Annotated in this window: 14 protein-coding genes; 6 read left to right on the forward strand and 8 right to left on the reverse strand. The window is 63.3% G+C overall.

Features of this window, described 5'->3' with window-relative positions:
- Positions 1-18: 18 nt before the first annotated feature.
- Both AC6H4Z_RS02930 and AC6H4Z_RS02935 read left to right on the forward strand, forming a co-directional pair.
- A complete protein-coding gene (locus tag AC6H4Z_RS02930; protein ID WP_497545243.1) occupies positions 19-2,028 on the forward strand; it encodes an ATP-binding protein in 2,010 nt (669 codons plus the stop codon).
- Positions 2,029-2,080: 52 nt separating this feature from the next.
- A complete protein-coding gene (locus AC6H4Z_RS02935) occupies positions 2,081-2,713 on the forward strand; it encodes an ANTAR domain-containing response regulator (RefSeq protein ID WP_497545244.1) in 633 nt (210 codons plus the stop codon).
- A 151-nt stretch (positions 2,714-2,864) separates the two neighbouring features.
- Here AC6H4Z_RS02935 and AC6H4Z_RS02940 read toward each other — a convergent pair whose 3' ends face one another.
- The 6 genes from AC6H4Z_RS02940 to AC6H4Z_RS02965 all read right to left on the reverse strand — a co-directional run bounded on the left by AC6H4Z_RS02940 (position 2,865) and on the right by AC6H4Z_RS02965 (position 10,927).
- On the reverse strand, positions 2,865-4,901 hold the full coding sequence (locus AC6H4Z_RS02940; protein WP_497545245.1) for a hypothetical protein: 2,037 nt from the start codon (positions 4,899-4,901) through the stop codon (positions 2,865-2,867).
- A 37-nt stretch (positions 4,902-4,938) separates the two neighbouring features.
- Positions 4,939-6,207, reverse strand: coding sequence for an MFS transporter (locus AC6H4Z_RS02945; RefSeq protein WP_497545246.1), 1,269 nt, complete (start codon positions 6,205-6,207; stop codon positions 4,939-4,941).
- A gap of 190 nt (positions 6,208-6,397) precedes the next feature.
- Complete coding sequence (locus tag AC6H4Z_RS02950) at positions 6,398-7,282, reverse strand: ABC transporter permease (protein WP_497545247.1); 885 nt, start codon at positions 7,280-7,282, stop codon at positions 6,398-6,400.
- On the reverse strand, positions 7,279-8,322 hold the full coding sequence (locus AC6H4Z_RS02955) for an ABC transporter permease (protein ID WP_497545248.1): 1,044 nt from the start codon (positions 8,320-8,322) through the stop codon (positions 7,279-7,281). Before AC6H4Z_RS02955 ends, AC6H4Z_RS02950 begins: the two co-directional genes overlap by 4 nt.
- Positions 8,319-9,893, reverse strand: a complete 1,575-nt coding sequence (locus AC6H4Z_RS02960; protein WP_497545249.1) for an ABC transporter ATP-binding protein — start codon at positions 9,891-9,893, stop codon at positions 8,319-8,321. The genes AC6H4Z_RS02955 and AC6H4Z_RS02960 overlap by 4 nt, the downstream gene beginning before the upstream one ends.
- Entirely contained in the window at positions 9,890-10,927 is a 1,038-nt protein-coding gene (locus tag AC6H4Z_RS02965; RefSeq protein ID WP_497545250.1) for a BMP family lipoprotein, read from the reverse strand. The genes AC6H4Z_RS02960 and AC6H4Z_RS02965 overlap by 4 nt, the downstream gene beginning before the upstream one ends.
- A gap of 80 nt (positions 10,928-11,007) precedes the next feature.
- Here AC6H4Z_RS02965 and AC6H4Z_RS02970 point away from each other — a divergent pair, with 80 nt between their 5' ends.
- From AC6H4Z_RS02970 to nadC, 3 genes are read left to right on the forward strand one after another with little or no spacing between them, the layout of a single operon-like run.
- Entirely contained in the window at positions 11,008-12,513 is a 1,506-nt protein-coding gene (locus tag AC6H4Z_RS02970) for an L-aspartate oxidase (RefSeq protein ID WP_497545251.1), read from the forward strand.
- Between the two features lie 47 nt (positions 12,514-12,560).
- Entirely contained in the window at positions 12,561-13,592 is a 1,032-nt protein-coding gene (gene nadA / locus AC6H4Z_RS02975; protein WP_497545252.1) for a quinolinate synthase NadA, read from the forward strand.
- A 9-nt stretch (positions 13,593-13,601) separates the two neighbouring features.
- A complete protein-coding gene (gene nadC / locus AC6H4Z_RS02980; RefSeq protein WP_497545253.1) occupies positions 13,602-14,537 on the forward strand; it encodes a carboxylating nicotinate-nucleotide diphosphorylase in 936 nt (311 codons plus the stop codon).
- 6 nt (positions 14,538-14,543) lie between these two features.
- On the opposite strand, the gene AC6H4Z_RS02985 is transcribed toward nadC, so the two are convergent.
- Positions 14,544-15,479, reverse strand: coding sequence for a Clp protease N-terminal domain-containing protein (locus tag AC6H4Z_RS02985; RefSeq protein ID WP_497545254.1), 936 nt, complete (start codon positions 15,477-15,479; stop codon positions 14,544-14,546).
- A 46-nt stretch (positions 15,480-15,525) separates the two neighbouring features.
- Positions 15,526-16,506 (reverse strand): Clp protease N-terminal domain-containing protein, encoded by a 981-nt coding sequence (locus AC6H4Z_RS02990; protein WP_497545255.1) that lies wholly within the window; start codon positions 16,504-16,506, stop codon positions 15,526-15,528.
- A gap of 298 nt (positions 16,507-16,804) precedes the next feature.
- Between AC6H4Z_RS02990 and AC6H4Z_RS02995 the strand changes: the two genes are divergently transcribed.
- Entirely contained in the window at positions 16,805-18,307 is a 1,503-nt protein-coding gene (locus AC6H4Z_RS02995; protein ID WP_497545256.1) for an RNB domain-containing ribonuclease, read from the forward strand.
- The last annotated feature ends 7 nt before the right edge of the window (positions 18,308-18,314 follow it).

An 18,314-nucleotide genomic window follows, 5' to 3' on the forward strand; every position in this document is an offset into this window, starting at 1 on the left:
GTTCTTTTTGTCCCTGCTGTGACGCAGCCATCCGTCGGACTCGATTTCGCGCGCGTCGGTATTTCTGGCGTCCGACTCGAGGCGCTCTTCGAGGCCGTGCCGCTTGCCATCGCCGTTTTCGATGCCGAGTTGCGCCTGGTCAACGCCAACGCGCGCTACCGCGACTTGACGGGCGTTGCGGCGTTGGTGCCAGCCCGCGTGTCCATCTACGACGCGTTCCCCAACGCCCTCGCTGACCTCACCGATCACATCGACCTCGCGCTGCGCGGCTCACCCGCGCCAGCGGCCGCGCGGATTCCGTTCCAGCATCGCGTCGGTCGCCGCCTCATCGAAGCGACGTTCGCGACGCTCACCGAGGAATCGGGCGGCCGCGGTCTGCTGTTCGCCGGCAACGACGTCAGCGAGCGAGAAGACCTCCGAGAAACGCTCAGCCGAAACGTCGCGCAGCTCGAATCGATCTTCGACGTCATTCCCGACTCCGTGCGTGTGTTCGACACGGAAGGCCGCACGGTGCGCTCGAATTCGCAGGCGCTCTCCGACCATCCGTCGGGTCAGCCGTCCACGCTGCGCGAGTTGTGGCAGCTCGATCGTCCGCGCACGATCGAGGGCACGAGTCTGTTCATGCACGAACACCCGACCGCACGCGCCCTCCGCGGCGAACGCGTTCGCGGCGAAACCGTCGCCGTCCGCCGCGGAACCGACGGCACTCGGCTGATCATCGAAGTCAATTCGAATCCGCTCTACGACGAACACGGAAAGATTCGCGGCGCGGTCACCGTCGAACGCGACGTGACGGTAAAGACGCAGCTCGCGAAGGCGCTCGAGGAAGAAGCGCGGCGTACGGCGGGGCTTTACGAACGAGTCTCCACCGAAGCCGAGCGACTCGAACGAATGGTGCAGGAGCGCACGCAGGAACTGCTGGCGCTGCAGGAAGCGCGTGCTCGCGAACGTCGTCTTGCCGCGGTCGGCCAACTCGCGGCGGGCGTGATGCACGACGTGAACAACGCGCTCAATCCGATCATGGCGGCGGCGTACCTGCTCGAAGCGAACGCCGACAATCCCACAGCGGTGCGCGACTATGCGGTGCGCATTGCGAAAGCGGCGGAAACGGGAGCAGCGACCGCAGCGCGCGTCGGGCGATTCATTCGGCAGGAGCCGCTCAAATCAGAGCGCGAAGAACCCGTCGACCTCTCGATGATCTGCGATGAAGTCGTCGCCATGACGCGCCCACTATGGGCCGAGCGTGCGCGCGGCGGCACGATTCAACTCGATCGCGGACTCACCGAGCCTGGCGTCGCCATGGTGCGCGGCATCGCTGGTGAACTTCGCGAAGCATTGCTCAACCTCGTGCAGAATGCGCTCGACGCCATGGCCGGCGGCGGAACGCTCACGCTGCGCACCAGAGTCGTTGACGGCGACGCGTTTCTCGAGGTCCGCGACTCGGGAATCGGAATGTCGGCCGAAGTTCGCGAGCGCGCGTTCGAGCCATTCTTCACCACCAAGGGAAAGGCCGGAACTGGTTTGGGTCTTGCCGAGGTGTATGGCATCGTGAAGCGCCATCGCGGGCACGCCGAAATCGAATCGACTCCGGGCGTCGGCACGACAATTCGCCTCATCTTTCCGCGTTCGTCGGTTCCGGTGACCATCGAGATACCGGCATCAGTTCCACGACAGAGAGTTGCGCGACGCGTCTTATTGGTCGAAGATCATCCGGACAGTCGCGAGTTCATGCAGGCCTTGTTGGAGTCCGACGGACATTCGGTCGACAGCGCGAGCGGTGTTCAGGATGCGATGACGCTCCTGGAGCGCGCGAGCCCCGTGTACGAAGTGCTCGTCACGGATATCGGCCTGTCCGACGGAAGTGGATGGGATCTGATCTCATTCGCACGTGAACGTTGGGCGTCGATGCGGATCGGCGTCGTGACGGGCTGGGAGCCCCGCGCCGGCGCTGGTGCGGATGGTGATTTCATTCTTCGAAAGCCAGTACGAACGTCCGAACTACTCGCGCAGGTCGCCGGCGAAGGCTGACCCGAGTTCACACCGCTGGCGTCTCCGTGCGCCCTTGGTCAAATTGCAAGTGATGACTGACTCTGCTTCACGTATCCGCGTTCTGATCGCCGAAGACGACGACAACGCGCGATCGCTGCTCACCGATCTTCTGGGCACACTCGGCCACACAGTGGTTGCCGAGGTGTCTACGGGACGCGAGGCGTGCGAGCGTGCGAAGGACGTTCTGCCTGATGTCGTTCTCCTCGACGTGCATATGCCCGACGGCTCCGGCATCGAAGCCGCCGAGCGCATCACCCAAGACGTACCCGGCGTTGGCGTCGTGCTGTTCAGCGGCGATCACACCCTCACGCTGAGCGACCGCGAAGTCACCGCCACGGCGGCGATCGCGTTTCTCGCCAAGCCGTCGCCGCCGCGTGTACTCGACTCCACCATTCGCCTCGCGGCCTCACGCGCTCGCGAGCTCGCCTCCGCGCGACAAGATGCTGAGTCCGCTCGCCAGGCGCTCGAACATCGCAAGACCATCGAACGGGCAAAGGGAATCCTGATGCGTCGCACGGGATCGAGCGAGCAGGAAGCGTATCGCATCCTGCAGCGCACCAGCCAGGATCGATCGGTTCCAATGGTCGACATCGCCAAGGCTGTGCTCGCAAGCGAGCCCGGCTTCCAGGAGACCAGCAAAGAGAAGGAGAAGGAAAAAGCGTAGTTGGTCAGGTCTTGGATCTCAGGTCTCTGGTCTGAGGTCTCTGGTCTCAGGGAAAAAATGCGGCGGGCGCTTCGCACTTCGAAGCCGCCCGCCGCTTTTTGCTGTATCCCAGAGACCAGGGACCAGAGACCTGAGACCTGAGACCTGTGACCTATTTCGTTCGTACCAACGTGAACTGCAGGAAAGGCGACGACGGCAACACGCCGTTCGACCAGTCGATCGACGCTTGCGCGCCGGCCGGAACCGAGAAGCGCAGGTAGGCCGCACCGCCCGAGTAGATCGACAGGTTGGCCGTCGCCGCGTCGGAGAGCGGCACCACCGCGAGCGGATACTTCCCGAGCGGAGTGCCGTTGTTGTCCACGAGACGCGGGAAGATGTCGCGCATATTCCAACTCGGCTCCAGGAACCGCGTGTCGGTCACGCCCGCGACATCGTCGGAGAACACGGTCGTGGCCCAGTCGCGAATCTGCGTCATGTACGCCGCGCCAAAGACGTGCGCGAGATTGCTCTGTCCGGTGAGCGACGTGTTCACGAGCTGCGTCCATGTGTCGCCGTCAGACGTACCGCGATGGTCGGCGAGATAGCGGAGCAAATGCCACGTCGCGCCGCGCGTCTCGAGCGAATCGTTGTTGCCGTAGACAGACGTCTTGGACGGCACGCCGAGGAACGTCTCGAACCGGCCGCTGTTGTCGCCCTGATACTTGTTGAAGACGTCCGCGGTCGCCTGCGACTGCCCGAGCTTCGATGCCGTGATATTCTGGCGGGGCGCCAGACCAGACACGCGATAGAACAGAAGCTCTTCCGCGGTGTGGCTCAGTCCTTCGTTCAGCCAGACTTCTTCGAAGTCGTTGAACGGAAGGTTCACGTACATGCGCCGGCCGGCATTGATCAGGTGCTGGTATTCGTGCGCCAGCGTTCCCGGCGTGAGATCGAGGACTTTCTGTTTCGTGCGTGCGTCGCCGAAAACGTGGTTCGGATCGGGAACGAGCACGTAGAACATTTCGGCGAAGTTGCTGCCTGCGCAGCCGCCGAAATCATTCGTGTCGGAGAGCGGGAAGAGATCGCGCTCGAAGAAGAATCCGCCGATCACGCCACCGCTGCCGCGTGGCGTGAGAAGATTCACTTCCTTCGTGAAGAAGATGACGATCTTGCCGTTCTTGTCGATGTCGCTGGGCTGACCAAAGTTCTGCACGTCGAGCGGATTGATCAGCGTGTCGAACATCGTTGCGAACGACGCATACTCCGCGTCGGTGAAGCCGCCCGCCGGATTGGTCGTGTCTGCGACGACGATCGCCGTGTTGCTTACCGCGGCCACGCGTGCCACGCGACTCTTGATCGCGCTACACGCCTGGAGGCCATTGGCGTTGAGCGTGACGAACGATCCAACTGTCGCATTGCCCGGAATCGCCGAGAGCGACGCCGACTGACGAAGGCGCGTCTGCGCGGCGGGAACCATCGGTGCGAGCTCGCGACGCGCGATTTCGCGCAGGCGCATGTCGTTCGACGTCTGCAGATCGCTTGGCTGACCGATCGACAGCGCGCTGCCAGGTACGGCGTTGAACGCCGGTGCGATCGAGGCCGTGGCCACCGCCGTTGCGCCATGTGACGCTACCGAGACCGGCAGGCTCGTTCCCGTGATCGTATCGGGGTTCGAGTTGAAGGCGACCAGGGCGTATTCGGCGCCCGTCGTACCGCCGCTGAGGCAGATTCCCGTACCGGAGAGTCCCGGCAGCACGTTACCTGCCGCCGGCGAGGTCGGACTCGTGCTCGAACATGCGGTGGTGACGGTCGACGTTCCCGCGGTGAGCGCGAAGGTCGTTACGAGCGACGTTCCAGCAATGCTCGCCGAGACCGAGACCGTTCCCGGTGAAGAGCCGAAGGTGACCTGAGTCTTTGCCTGGCCAGAGCTGTCAGTCGTCGCGGTGGATGGCGACACCGTCGCCGATCCGGCCGTGACGGCGAACGTCACTGCGACGCCCTTGAGTGAGGTCGACGTCGACGAGACTTTCACGATCAAGGGAACCGAGAGCGCCTGGCCAATCAGTCCGACCTGGCCGTTGCCAGAGACGATGACGAGCGCGGACGGTGTGTTCGATCCCGTCCCAGTTGGCTCCGAGCTGCCGCCGCATGCTGCGGCAACGGAACCGGTTACCAGGAACAACGCCACTCGGACGCGGGATGAGAGCATTAAGACCTCCAGTGACGGCAGCAAAGCAAAAAGGACATCAAGCCGCAGGCGCAGCTTCGGGTTCACGTTTCGGGCGGATGAACTCCTCCATACCCAGTCCTAACAGAATCGTGCCAGCAACGAGCCCTGCAGAGACGAGGAACGGAAGCCCCGGGAAACGATCGAACGCGAAACCAGCAATGATTGGGAAGATCACCCGGGCGGTGCCGCCGAATGTTTGCTGAACGCCCATGTACAATCCCCTCTCACTACTCGGAATGACACGCGAGAGCAGGGCTGTCACGCACGGGAAGGTGAAAGCCGTTCCCAGTGGAAGCAAAGCGACGGCCAGCGCGAGCGGCAGGAAGGGCAGCAGCGCCACCGCCGAGACCGGCAGGATGCCGCCAAGTCGGGCGGCAAAGGCCGCAGGATCCGCCATGCGATGCATGAAGGGCAGGGCCGCCAACCCGATGGCCAGGAGCACCTGACCGAAGCGCGACAACCTCGCTTCGCCGAAGCGGTCGACCGCCCACCCGAGAATCAGCGCCCGGGCAAGGACGGAGATGATGCCGATGTAAGTGTAGAAATAGCCAATAGTTGCAGACGTCACCGCGAAGCGCGCGGCGAGGAACAGCGCGAGAATGGGCATCACGCCCTGGAAAGCCCCAATGCCGATGGCGTAGATCCAGATCAGGCGCGGAGCCGGCTCACCGGAGTGCGTGATGACGTGGAGCACCGCGTCGCGCGAACGCCCACGGCGGTGAGTCGTCGCTCGTGCTTCGACCATGTCGCGAGACTCGACCAAATAGCGCCAGGCGAAGCCCATGTTCAGGACGCATAGGCCTGCCGCCGCTAACCCGGGCGCGTGGGGGCCTAGCACCATGAACTGCGATCCCAACACCGGGCCGAGTGCGACGCCGGCGTTCGTGGCGGCAGAGAGCCAGCCAAGGCCCTTGGCCCGGTCTTCGGGCTTGAGGGCATCGGCCACGTACGCCTGGATGACGCTGACCGTCCCGCCGCCCGAGCCCTGCACGAGGCGCGACAGAAAGAGCAGCCAGAGAGAGTCGGCGTACGCGAAGATCAGGTACGCGATCGCCGATGCCGCCAATCCTACCATCAGCGCCGGACGACGACCGTACTTATCGGAAAAGCGTCCCCACATCGGCGCACTCAGCAGCTGCGCGACGGCAAAAGAGGCCACCAACAACCCGATGGTGAGCCCTGACGCTCCAAACGACTTGGCGTAGAACGGGAGGAGGGGAATGATCATCAGCGTTCCGACCATGTCGATGAACGCGGTGATCATCAGAACTACAAGTTTGCCCATTCGGCTCGCGGCTGCGGCTCCTAATGCGGATGGCTGACTCTAGCTCTCAGTCAGCAAGACAAATCTACCTCGAAAAACGAGGCTTTCCCCAATGCGAGCGGGCTGGACTTACAAATGAATTACGGACGAACTGCGTGGTCCTGGACACTAAGAGCTTCGGCCTAAAGACGACCGGCTACACCTGCGGGATTCAGGACGCCGACGCCTTTCCGAGCGCCGCCGGTGGGACGGCCCGTCGAACCACCCCCGCCAGCGCGATGATCGTGAGCGCATAGGGAATCATCTCGACGAATTGCGATGGGATCGCCTGCGTTCCCTGAAGTTGAATCTGGAGCGTTTCGGCGGCAGCAAAGAGGAGGCAGGCTAGTGCCGCACGCACTGGATCCCAGCGGCCGAAGATCACCGCGGCGAGAGCGATGAACCCGCGGCCTGCGGTCATTTCCGCGCTGAACTGATGCTGGTCCAGCGAGAGATAGGCGCCGCCGAGCGCCGCGAGCATTCCAGAAAGCGCTGCCGCGAGGTATCGAACGTTGTCGACACGCACGCCGACAGAAGCAGCCGCTGCCGGATGCTCGCCCGCTGCTCGGACGCGCAAGCCGAACGGCGTGCGGTACAGCAACCAAGCCACCAGCGCGACCGACGCGATGCCGACCCAAAACAGCGGATTGTCCGCCAGCGCACCGAGGCCGGTGCCGGACTGCTCGACGCCGAATCCGGGGACGCGCGGCGAGTTGGCCGAACTGTGAAACGCGAGTCGCAAAAAGAAGCGCGTGCCGCCAATCACGAGCAGGTTGATGGCGATGCCGACAACGACCTGATCGGCGCGGAAGCGAATTGCGGTCACTGCGTACAACAACGCGAGCGCGGCGCCGCCACCGGCGGCTCCGAGCAATCCGATCCACGGGCTTCCGCTGTAGTAGCTGGCCAGCGCGCCGCAGAACGCGCCACCGAGCATGTAGCCCTCGAGGCCAAGGGCAATGAGACCCGATCGCTCGGAGACCACGCCGCCCGTCGCAGCGAACAAGTAGGGAATTGCAATGCGCAGCGTCTGCGCGAGGAACGCGAGCAGGATCATCGGCCTCTCCGCAGCAAGCGTCGCACTTCGGGAACCGAGGCGGCGACGGCGATGATCACCACCGCCTGCAGGACGTCCACCATCTGCTTCGGGACCACGGCGTTCACAGCGAGGCCGCCCTGCGAGATCGTGGCGAACACCAGCGCGGCGAGGACCACGCCGAGGGGATGATTCCGGCCGACGATTGCCACAGCCACGCCGAGGAATCCGGCGCCCGACGCGAAGGCTTCCTCATAGTAGTGTTTGTAGCCGAGCACGAAATTGAGTCCACCGATGCCGGCCAGCGCGCCCGACATGATGAGCGCGCGCCACCACACGCCGCCGACGTCCACGCCGCCATACTCTGCCGCTTCGGGCTGCAAACCTGTCGCACGAAGCTCGAAGCCGCGCCGCGTTCGGAAGAGATACCAACCAGTTACCACGGCGGCGAGAATCGCGATGAAAATCACGACGTTCGCCGCCGAACCGTGAAACGCCGGAATGAATGCCGAGAGCCGGGGCAATGCGCCGGAGTGAATCTCCTGCGTGTGGAGCGAACCCGGCACCTTGAGGTGCGTGGCCGTGAGATAGTTGAGCAGCGCGAGCACGATGAAGTTCAGCATGATCGTCGTGATCACTTCGTGCGCGCCGAACTTTGCCTTGAGTGCGCCGGGAATTCCGCCGACGATTCCGCCGCCAACTGCTGCCGCGAGGACGAACACCGGAAGCGTGAGGATGGCCGGCAGCCCCGGTGGCAGCACGAGTCCAACCAGCGCTGCAAGAAATCCACCCGCCGCGAGCTGGCTCTCCGCGCCGATGTTGAAGAGTCCAGCGCGCAAACCCACGGCAACCGCAAGTCCGGTGAAGGTGAGCGTGGTCGCCTTGTAGAGCACTTGGCCCAATCCGTACGCGTTCCCCCACGTGCCCTCGAGGAGAAGGCGATACACCGTGCCCGGATTCTGACCAAATGAGAGAATCAGAATGTCTCCGACGATTGCCGCGACGAGCAGCGCGACGACCGCCGGCAGGACCGCTTCTTCTGTAGCCGACGAAACCGTCATGCGGCAAATTCTCCCGTCGCACCAGTCATGAACGGTCCAATCACGTCCTCGCTCGCGTCAGCGCGTGGCAGCACGGTGGCGAACGTTCCTCGATACATCACTGCAATCCGATCGGACAGCGCGAGAATCTCGGCCAGATCCGCCGACACGAGCAGCACCGCCTTCCCAGCGTCACGAGCTTCGCGAAGCCGAGCGTGAATGAACTCGATGGCGCCGACGTCGACGCCGCGGGTCGGTTGTGCGGCGAGCAATACCTGGAACGCGCGACCCATTTCTCTGGCGATGACGATTTTCTGTTGATTGCCGCCAGACAGTGCGCGTGCGGGAGATGCAGGATCACCCGGTCGAATATCGAACGCGACGATCTGCTGCCGAGCATTCTCGAGAATGCGGTCGTGATCGAGCCGCACACCGCGAGCAAAGTGGTGCTGCTGACCGAGAATCAGATTTTCGGCGATCGAATAGTCGAGCACGAGTCCGCGCTCGTGGCGGTCCTCGGGGATGTGCGACAGGCCGGCGTCGCCACGCGCTTTCACGGAGAGGTTGGTGATGTTGCGTTCAGCAAGCTGGATCGAGCCACCCTTTACTGCGCGAAGTCCAGCGAGTGCCTCGAGTAATTCCGTCTGCCCATTTCCTTCGACTCCGGCAATGCCGAGAATTTCGCCGGCGTTGATTGTGAAGCTCACGCCGTTCACCGCCGGGAGTCGTCGAACGTCGTCGACCGCGAGATCGCGTACCTGGAGCAACGGAGTCGCGGGTAGAGGCGATGCGGCTTCTGGACGTCGAATGCCGCGATCGTCGGCCAGATAATCCATCGCCAACTGTACGTCGCGGCCGACCATGGCCTTGGCGATCTCCGCCGGTGTCGTGCTCTTGGTGCTGAGACGATTCACGGTGCGGCCCTGACGCATCACGGTGATCGCGTCGGAGATCTCCATCACCTCATCGAGCTTGTGCGTGATGAGTACAATCGTATCACCGCGATCGCGCATCTGGCGAAGCACCTGCCACAGCTCATCGATTTCCGGCGGCGACAGCACGGCGGTTGGTTCGTCGAGAATGAGAATTCTCGCGCCGCGATAGAGCGTTTTCAGAATCTCGACGCGCTGTGCTTCGCCCACTGACAGATCGGCGACCAGACGCTTGGCATGAACGGAGAGTCCAGTCGTACGACTCAGCGCTTCGACTTCGTGTTCAGCGCGTGCCGTGTCGAGCTGCAACCCCTTCGTCAGCTCACGCCCGAGCATGATATTCTCGGCGACGGTCAGCGTGGGCACGAGCATGAAATGCTGATGCACCATGCCGACGCCTGCGTCGATTGCGCCTGTTGTCGTCCAACCCGTGACGTCGTGGCCGTTCACTTCCATACGACCAGAGTTCGGCGAATACATGCCGCTCAGAATTCGCATGAGCGTGGACTTGCCTGCGCCGTTTTCTCCAACGAGCGCGTGAATCTCGCCGCGCGCTACCTCGAGCGACGCACCCTGGTTGGCGGTCACCGGTCCGAACGTCTTGTGGATGTCGGTGAGTCGAATGGCCGGTGTGCCGTTCCCTGCGTTCGGGTTGGTCATCTCGTACTTGGCACGGTGATTTTTCCGGCGATGATGTCCGCCTTGAGCTGCTCGACGCGTGTGCGCACGGAGTCGGGAATCAGCATGCGATTGCGTTCGTCGTAGATGTAGCCGACGCCATCCTGCGCGAGGCCGAAGGTGTAGATGCCACCCTTGAACGTGCCGTCGCGCACGCGTTTGATCATATCGAAGACCGCGACGTCGATGCCCTTGACCATCGACGTGATGATTCGCCCGGGCGCTTCGTCATGCTGGTCTGCGTCGACGCCGATCGCGTACTTGCCCGTCTGCCGCGCGGCTTCGAACACCCCCAATCCAGTAGAGCCCGACGCGTGGTAAATCACGTTGACGCCCTGGCCGTACTGATTGAGTGCGAGCTCCTTGCCTTTGCCCGGATTTCGAAACGCATCGGGCGTGACACCCGCGTACTGCACGATCACGGTGCAGTCGGGACACACCGCTTTGACGCCAGCCTTGTAGCCGGCTTCGAACTTCTGGATGAGCGGCACGTCCATGCCGCCCACGAAGCCGACCTTCTTGGAATTGCCGACGAGCGCCGCGATCGCGCCGACGAGAAACGAACCTTCCTCTTCCTTGAACTTGAGCGCGGCCACGTTGGGCGGCGGCGGAATGACGTTTCCGTCCTTGTCGGTGGCGAGCGAGTAGTCGACGCCGGCGAAGTTGGTGCCGGGATACTCCTTCGCGAGCTGGGTGATATCGTCGGTGAAAATGAATCCGACGCCGATCACGAGGTCCATTTTTTCGGCGGCCAGTAGGCGCAGGCCCGACTCGCGATCGCTGCCTTCGCCCGGTTCGATGAGCCGAATGTTCGCGCCGAGCTCTTTCTTGGCGCGTTCGGCCCCGCGATAGGCGCCGTCATTGAATGACTTGTCACCCAAACCGCCAACGTCGAGCACGAGCCCGACGTTGACCGCGTCTCGGCCCGCCGGCTGTGACGCGCCGGACACGCGAACGAATAGAAAAGCAACGTGGACCGCCGCGAGGACGGCCACGAGAATGAGCAGCTTCCGCATGGTGCAAGTTTGACGGGCGAGCGAGGAAGCGGCAAGGCTGGCGCCGCCAGCGAATGGCCTTTCCCCGCTAGCTTCCGACCATGGACAAAGTTCGCGCGCGATATCTGGTGGTTGGAAGCGGTGTCGCCGGGCTGCACACCGCCTGGCGTGCGTCAGAGCATGGCGACGTGCTGCTGCTGACGAAGCGATCGCTTTTCGACAGCGCTACTGCCTATGCACAAGGCGGTATCGCCGCCGCACTCGGCGCCGGCGACTCGCCGGCGTTGCATCGCCAGGACACGCTCGCGGCAGGTGCGGCACTGTGCGATGCTGCGGCAGTCCAGGTGTTGGTCGAGGAGGGCCCGGCGCGCGTTCGCGAGTTGCAAACCGCTGGCGCGCACTTCGACCTCGATCCGGTTGGGCGACTCAAACTCGGACGCGAAGCGGCGCATTCGAAGAATCGAATCGTGCACGCGCACGGCGATCAGACGGGCGCCGAGGTGGCGCGCACGCTCGTGGCACGCGTGAAAGAGTCGCCGAGGATTCGAGTACTCGAGCGTGCGCGAGTGCTGGATCTCATCGTGCGACGCGGAACGTGCTACGGCGTGAGAGCGAGTATCGCTGGCCGCGCCACGGAGATCGTCGCCGACGCCACCGTGCTGGCTACGGGCGGCTGTGGTCAGATTTATCGATATACGACGAATCCGGTTGTCGCGACCGGCGACGGGTACGCGATCGCGCACCGCGCTGGCGTGACGCTCGCCGATATGGAGTTCGTGCAATTCCATCCGACGGCGCTCGACACGCCGGAAAATCCGCTGGCGCTGATCTCGGAGGCAGTGCGTGGCGAGGGTGCGATCCTCGTAAATTCGCGCGGCGTGCGCTTCATGGTCGGCCGTCACAAGCTTGCCGAGTTGGCGCCGCGCGATGTCGTGGCGCGACAGATCTTTCGCGAGCGGCGCAGCGGTCCGGTGTATCTCGACGCGCGCAAACTCGGGCGATCGTTTGCCAAGCGATTTCCAGGAATCCTCGCGATCTGCCAGGCGCGCGGCATCGATCCGCGAAAGGATCTGATTCCCGTGACGCCGGCAGCGCACTACATGATGGGCGGCGTGGTAACCGATTTGAGTGGACGGTCCAGCGCCGCGCGGCTCTACGCAGTCGGCGAGGTTGCGCGCACCGGCGTGCACGGTGCCAATCGTCTCGCGTCGAACTCGCTGCTCGAAGGGCTCGTGTTCGCTGAGCGCGTGGCCCGCGACATTGCGAAGGTGAAAGTGTTGGCGCGTACGCCCGCAATGAAGAAGTGGAAAGTTCCGCCGCTGCCCGATCGTGGCGCAGCGCAGGTGGCGGCTGACGACATTCGTGCAGTGATGTGGGACAACGCCGGCATTGCGCGCACTGCGCGTGGGCTTCGCTCCGCACTCGAGCAACTCGAAGACATTGGATCGCGTCTGCCCGCGGGCGCGACGGAAGAGCTGAACATGCTGCAGACGGCTCAGCTGGTCGTCGAAGCGGCGCTCATGCGGAAGGAGTCGCGCGGCGGGCACTATCGGGCCGACTATCCGCGCGCCAAGAGCACCTGGAAGGGGCGTCACATAGAACTGTGAGCCGACTCATCGGTTCCGCCAACGGACGGCGCGTTTAGCTTATCGGCATGGGCTCCACTGACACGAAAGCGCGGGACGAGGCGATCGCCGCACTACAGGGCGAGATCAAGGAAATCGCCCGAGACCGCAATGCCGTCATTCTCGCGCACAACTACGAGCGCGCCGAGGTGCAGGACGTCGCGGATTTCGTCGGCGATTCACTCGGTCTGTCGCGCGAAGCGGCAAAGACGAGGGCCGACGTCATCGTTTTCTGCGGCGTGCACTTCATGGCCGAGACCGCGGCGATTCTGTCGCCAGAGAAAACCGTGTTGCTACCGGATCTCGCGGCCGGCTGTTCGCTCGCGTCGACGATCGACGCCGAGTCGTTGCGAACGTGGAAGGCCGAGCACCCGGGCGCTGTGGTCGTGGCGTACGTCAACACGACCGCCGAGGTGAAGGCAGAGAGCGACTACTGTTGCACGTCGGGGAATGCTGTCGAGGTCGTGAATTCGATTCCTGACGACAAGGAGATTCTCTTTCTTCCCGACATGTTCCTCGGCGCACACGTTCGCCGGATGACGGGGCGAGAGAACATTCATGTGTGGATGGGGGAGTGCCACGTGCACGCGGGCATCGACCCTGAGAACATTCGCCTGCAGCGCAGCTTGCATCCCGAGGCCGAGTTTCTGATTCACCCGGAGTGTGGCTGCTCGACGAGTGTGCTCGAGGCGATGTCCGCTGGCGACATCGAACCGGAAGGCGTACAGATTCTGTCGACCGAAGGAATGATCAAGCGTCCGGCACTTTCGGATGCGAATGAATTCATCATTGCTACGGAGATCGGGATTCTGCATCGGTTGCGCAGAGAGAATCCCAGCAAGCGGTTCTTTGCGGCGAATGAGCGCGCATCTTGCGCATACATGAAGGTCACGACGCTGCCGAAAGTGCGGGACGCTCTCGTACACAACCAGTATCAGATCACGGTTCCAACAGCGATTGCGTCACGCGCCAGGCGGGCCATCGAGCGCATGGTGGCGATCGGCGGTGGCGCCAAGCAGCCCTTGTCTCCGGTGCCGGATGGAATCGATCCGGGGGAGTAAGTCGAGCCGATGGAGATTCCAGAGCTTCCGTCCGAGCGATCGTCCGTCCCGCGAATGGTCACGCCGATGTCTGTCCCCGCGATGAGCGGGATTGGTCTGCTGCGCTTCCCGCTCAAGCAAGACGCGCTGACGAGGGTCGTGCGTGAAGCGCTCGATGAGGACGGCGCGTTCAACGACATCACGACGATCGCGACAGTTGTGTCGGATCGCCGGTCGCGCGCGACGCTCGTTGCCCGGGCGAATGGTGTGATCTCGGGAGTGCCACTCGCGCTCGAAGTGTTCCGCGCACTCGACGACAAAGTTGCGATCCGCATCGATCGTGAGGACGGCACGGCGGTTCGCGCCGGTGATCCGGTGCTCTTTCTCACGGGCCACGTTCGCGGGCTGCTGTCGGCGGAGCGCGTGGCGCTCAACTATATGCAGCGGCTGTCGGGCATTGCGTCGCTCACGGCCAAGTATGTGGAGGCAGTGCGCGGCACCAACGCCAAGATTCTCGACACGCGAAAGACGACGCCCGGCTGGCGCGTCCTCGAGAAGTACGCCGTACGCAGTGGCGGCGGCACAAATCACCGCATGGATCTATCGACCGGCGTCTTGATCAAGGACAATCACCTTGCCGCGCTCGACGGCGACATCGTGATGGCCATTGAGCGGGCTCGCGAGCTGGCGCCCAAGGGAATCAAAATAGAAGTCGAGTGCGATCAGTTCGATCAGGTGACGCGCGCGGCCGACGCGGGCGCCGACATCATTCTTCTCGACAACATGTCGCCGGCCCTTATGGTCGAGTGCGTTCGAGCGGTCGAGGGTCGCGCGATTCTCGAGGCGTCGGGCGGAGTGAATCTCAGCACCGTTCGCGGGATTGCCGAGACCGGAGTCGATTGGATTTCTGTGGGCGCGCTGACACATTCGGCGCCGTCACTCGACCTGGCGCTCGACTTCGAGTAGCGCTCGTCAGCCGCTCAGTTGGCTGATGGCGTCGCGAACGGCGTTGTACGGAATGTTCTGCGCTTCGAGGACCCCGGCGACTTCGGGCGACACCTGGAGAATGAGCAGCAGCAAATGCTGCGTCCCGAAGGAAAACGTTCCGCTTTGGCCCCTCGTGCTGACCGCGCGGAGGACGTGATCGAAATCCGGGCTCGGACTCAGCACGTCTTCCGGGCCAATGTCGACGTTCCCGGTTGGAGCGAGCTGCTGGAGCGCTACGAGCGCGTCCGCGCGTTTGAGTGAAAGCGAATTGAGCACGGCGTTGCCCAGACCATCGCCGTGTTCGAGCAGCGCGATCATGGCATGTGTCGACGTGATGTTGGATGACTTCTGTCGCACAGCAACGTCGTGCGCTGCGGCGATGACCGAGCGGAGACGCTCCGCATACACCGGAACGTTGGATACTCCGAAAACGGTTGTCGATTGTTGCGGTGGATACAACCGATCGTTCGTCGGCATCTCGGTGCCGAGAATTCGCAGCGTCTCGGCGCGGGCGTTGCCGAGATTGACGCCGGCGTGAGTGAGAACCTGCGCGGCCATCCCTTTTTCTTCGCGAATGAGGCCGAGGAGCAGGTGCTCCGTGCCGACGTAGCTGTGATTGAGTTCGCGCGCTTCACTCATGGCGAGCTCGAGCACTTTCTTGCCGCGTGATGTGTACGGAAGGTCAGGCCCACTCGGTTGACCGGGCGGCCCCTTTTTCACCGTCTCTTCGATCAGTTGCTGAATGTCATCGAATTCGACGCTGAGGTTTTGCAACACGGTTGCTCCGACGCCTTCACCTTCGCGGATCAGAGCGAGCAGCATGTGTTCGGTTCCGACGTACTCGTGGCGCAGTCTGGCCGCTTCCTCGCGAGACATCGCGAGAACCTTCCGAACCCGTTCGGTGAAGTTGTAGCCGTTCATCAGACCTCCCGCGCGAACTACTGAGACAAAAGCGTGTGATCGGCGATCAGCCGCTGACCCGAGTTACGGCATCGCGAAACGCTGCTTCCGTAACGCGCTGTTGTGCGAACACGCCCGCGACATCGGGCGATGTCTGTAGGATGGTGAGTAGCAGATGTTGTGTTCCGGGCGCACCGCCGCGCGGTTGATTGAGCGCGTCGACGGCCTGAAGAATCCCCATCATCTCGCGGGTCAGCATCAGGACGCCCGGCGTGGGCGGTGTTGTGTTTGCGCCGATCGCGAGCGTATCCAGCGACGATAGTGCATTGTCGCGGTTGAAGTTCAGCGTGTCGAGCGCGGTGTTCGCCAATCCGCGACCATATTGCAACAGCGCCATCGCCGTATGCACCGCCGTCAACTCGGCCGATCGTTTCTGCTTGGCCAGATCGTGCGCTGCTTCCAGGATTACGCGCAGGTGGTCGGTGTGCTGGGGCGCCGATGCCGGTGTCGGCGCACTGCTCGCGACCGTCGCCGCCCACGGACTTTCGTGCAGTGTTCGGCGCGGGCTCGCGTGCAGCGATCGATGTGGGCTCAGGGCCTCAGGAGCGTCGCCGCCGAAGTCGCGGAGCACCTGCGCGCGGGCATTGTCGACAAGGATGCCCTCCCGAGCCAGCACCTGAGCGGCGATGCCCTTCTCTTCGCGCACGAGTCCCATGAGCAAATGCTCGTTGCCGACGTAGCTGTGGTTCAACTCGCGCGCTTCCGACATTGCCAGCTCGAGCACTTTCTTGGCGCGCGATGTGTACGGCAAATCCTGGGCGATCACTTGCTCGCGTCCCGGCTTGACGGAGCCGAGTAGCGTTGCGCGGAGGACGACGAGGTTCACGCCAAGTCTCTCCAGCGCCACAGTCGCCGGGCTCTCGCCAGCGTCGAGCAGGCCCAGGAGCTCATGCTCCGTACCGACGTACGGGTGGTGGAGTGCCATCGCCCCCTCACGGGCGAGCGACAACGTTCGTCGCACCTGCTCAGTGAAGTTGTAGCCGTTCATCAGAGATCCGCGCAGCTCTTGTTGATCTGTCGACAGTCAGTGCAAATGAGCTTGCATTTGCGCCACTCCAACTGGTACGAGCCGCAATAGTCGCAGGATTCAGCGGGAGACGCCGCGACCGATTGTTCTTGGTCGTTTGTTGCCGGCGCGATGATGACGCCGGGCAGAACGAACGGAGTGACATGGCAGGGAGGCATGTGTTCAAGAATGCGCATGGTCGCTCGAACGGCAAGAGCGGCGGCAAACTTTGCGGGCGTCCCGACTCCCCTGTGCTTGCTAGGCCTGCTACTCTCCGATCATGAGCCAAGATCAGCCAGCGAAGGGCCGGACGAAGGGCCGCGGAAATACCGGGCATTTCGACATGCATGCCGCAGCGCGCCGGATCGTGCTAACCGGGGGATTCGAACCCGATATCGACGAGGCTGCTCGGCGGCAGCTCGACGCGATTCGTGGTCCAGCACCCACAGAATCCGGCGTCAAGGATCTGCGCAACCTCCTCTGGTCGTCGATCGATAACAACGAGTCGCGCGACCTCGATCAGGTCGAGGTCGCCGAGAAGCTGTCGAACAACCAGATCCGAATCATCGTCGGGATTGCTGACGTCGACTCGCTGGTTCCAAAGGGAACGCCGCTCGACGAGCACGCGGCCACGAACAGCACCTCGGTGTACACGGGCATCGACGTTTTCCCGATGCTCCCCGAAAAGCTGTCCACGGACCTCACCTCGTTGAACGAAGGCGAAGACCGCCTGGCGATTGCCATTGAAACGGTAGTGGACGAGCAGGGTAACGTCGTGTCGTACGACGTCTACCGCGCCGTCGTTCATAACAACGCCCAGCTCGCGTACGACGCCGTCGGCGCCTTCCTGGACGGCGAGTCGCCGCCGCAGAAGGTCGCCGACAATCGCGCGCTCGCCGAGCAGCTTCGCCTCCAGGACGAGGTGTCGCGTCGGCTCAAGGCAGAGCGTGCCCGCAACGGCGCACTGGAGTTGGACACGATCGAAGCCACGCCGGTCGCGAAGGACGGCAAGATCGTGGATCTCAAGATCATGCACAAAAACCGCGCGCGCGATCTAATCGAAGACTTCATGATCGCCAGCAACGTCGCGATCGCGAAGTTCCTCGAAGCGAAGGGTCGCTCCGGCATCCGCCGCGTAGTGCGTGAACCGGAGCGCTGGGGCCGCATCGTAGAACTCGCGGGCCGTTACGGCGCGAGTCTCCCCGACACGCCGGACTCCATCGCTCTTGCGCATTTTCTCATCGAGCGCCGCGCGGCCGATCCCGATCGCTTTCCCGATCTGTCGCTCGCGATCGTGAAGCTCATGGGTCCTGGCATCTACGCCCTGGACCTACCCGGCAAGGATCCGGGCGGTCATTTCGGTCTCGCGACGCACGACTACTCGCACGCCACCGCGCCCAACCGACGATACGCCGATCTCGTGACGCAGCGCTTGGTGAAGGCCGTGCTCACCAACCAACCGGCGCCCTACACGAACGACGAACTGTCTGCCGTCGCCGAGCATTGCACCGAGCGCGAGGATGCTGAGAACAAGGTCGAACGATCCGTCCGCAAGACGGTCGCCGCACTCCTGCTCAGCGATCGCATCGGCGAAACGTTCGACGGCATCGTCACCGGCGCGAGTGAGAAGGGCACGTTCGTCCGCACCCTCAAGCCGCCGGCCGAAGGCATGGTCGTGCGCGACCACGAAGGCTTCGACGTCGGCGACAAGGTTCGGGTCAAACTCGTTGGTGCAGACCCGAACCGTGGCTTCATCGACTTTGAAGGGAAGGGCGAGCGATAGGCGCGCT

Source organism: Leucogemmata humicola, assembly GCF_055379415.1.

Coding starts and splice junctions, on each gene's coding strand:
- AC6H4Z_RS02935 (WP_497545244.1), top strand. CDS start 2,081: ATGACTGACTCTGCTTCACGTATCCGCGTTCTGATCGCCGAAGACGAC.
- AC6H4Z_RS02940 (WP_497545245.1), bottom strand. CDS start 4,901: ATGCTCTCATCCCGCGTCCGAGTGGCGTTGTTCCTGGTAACCGGTTCC.
- AC6H4Z_RS02945 (WP_497545246.1), bottom strand. CDS start 6,207: ATGGGCAAACTTGTAGTTCTGATGATCACCGCGTTCATCGACATGGTC.
- AC6H4Z_RS02950 (WP_497545247.1), bottom strand. CDS start 7,282: ATGATCCTGCTCGCGTTCCTCGCGCAGACGCTGCGCATTGCAATTCCC.
- AC6H4Z_RS02955 (WP_497545248.1), bottom strand. CDS start 8,322: ATGACGGTTTCGTCGGCTACAGAAGAAGCGGTCCTGCCGGCGGTCGTC.
- AC6H4Z_RS02960 (WP_497545249.1), bottom strand. CDS start 9,893: ATGACCAACCCGAACGCAGGGAACGGCACACCGGCCATTCGACTCACC.
- AC6H4Z_RS02965 (WP_497545250.1), bottom strand. CDS start 10,927: ATGCGGAAGCTGCTCATTCTCGTGGCCGTCCTCGCGGCGGTCCACGTT.
- AC6H4Z_RS02970 (WP_497545251.1), top strand. CDS start 11,008: ATGGACAAAGTTCGCGCGCGATATCTGGTGGTTGGAAGCGGTGTCGCC.
- nadA (WP_497545252.1), top strand. CDS start 12,561: ATGGGCTCCACTGACACGAAAGCGCGGGACGAGGCGATCGCCGCACTA.
- nadC (WP_497545253.1), top strand. CDS start 13,602: ATGGAGATTCCAGAGCTTCCGTCCGAGCGATCGTCCGTCCCGCGAATG.
- AC6H4Z_RS02985 (WP_497545254.1), bottom strand. CDS start 15,479: ATGAACGGCTACAACTTCACCGAACGGGTTCGGAAGGTTCTCGCGATG.
- AC6H4Z_RS02990 (WP_497545255.1), bottom strand. CDS start 16,506: ATGAACGGCTACAACTTCACTGAGCAGGTGCGACGAACGTTGTCGCTC.
- AC6H4Z_RS02995 (WP_497545256.1), top strand. CDS start 16,805: ATGAGCCAAGATCAGCCAGCGAAGGGCCGGACGAAGGGCCGCGGAAAT.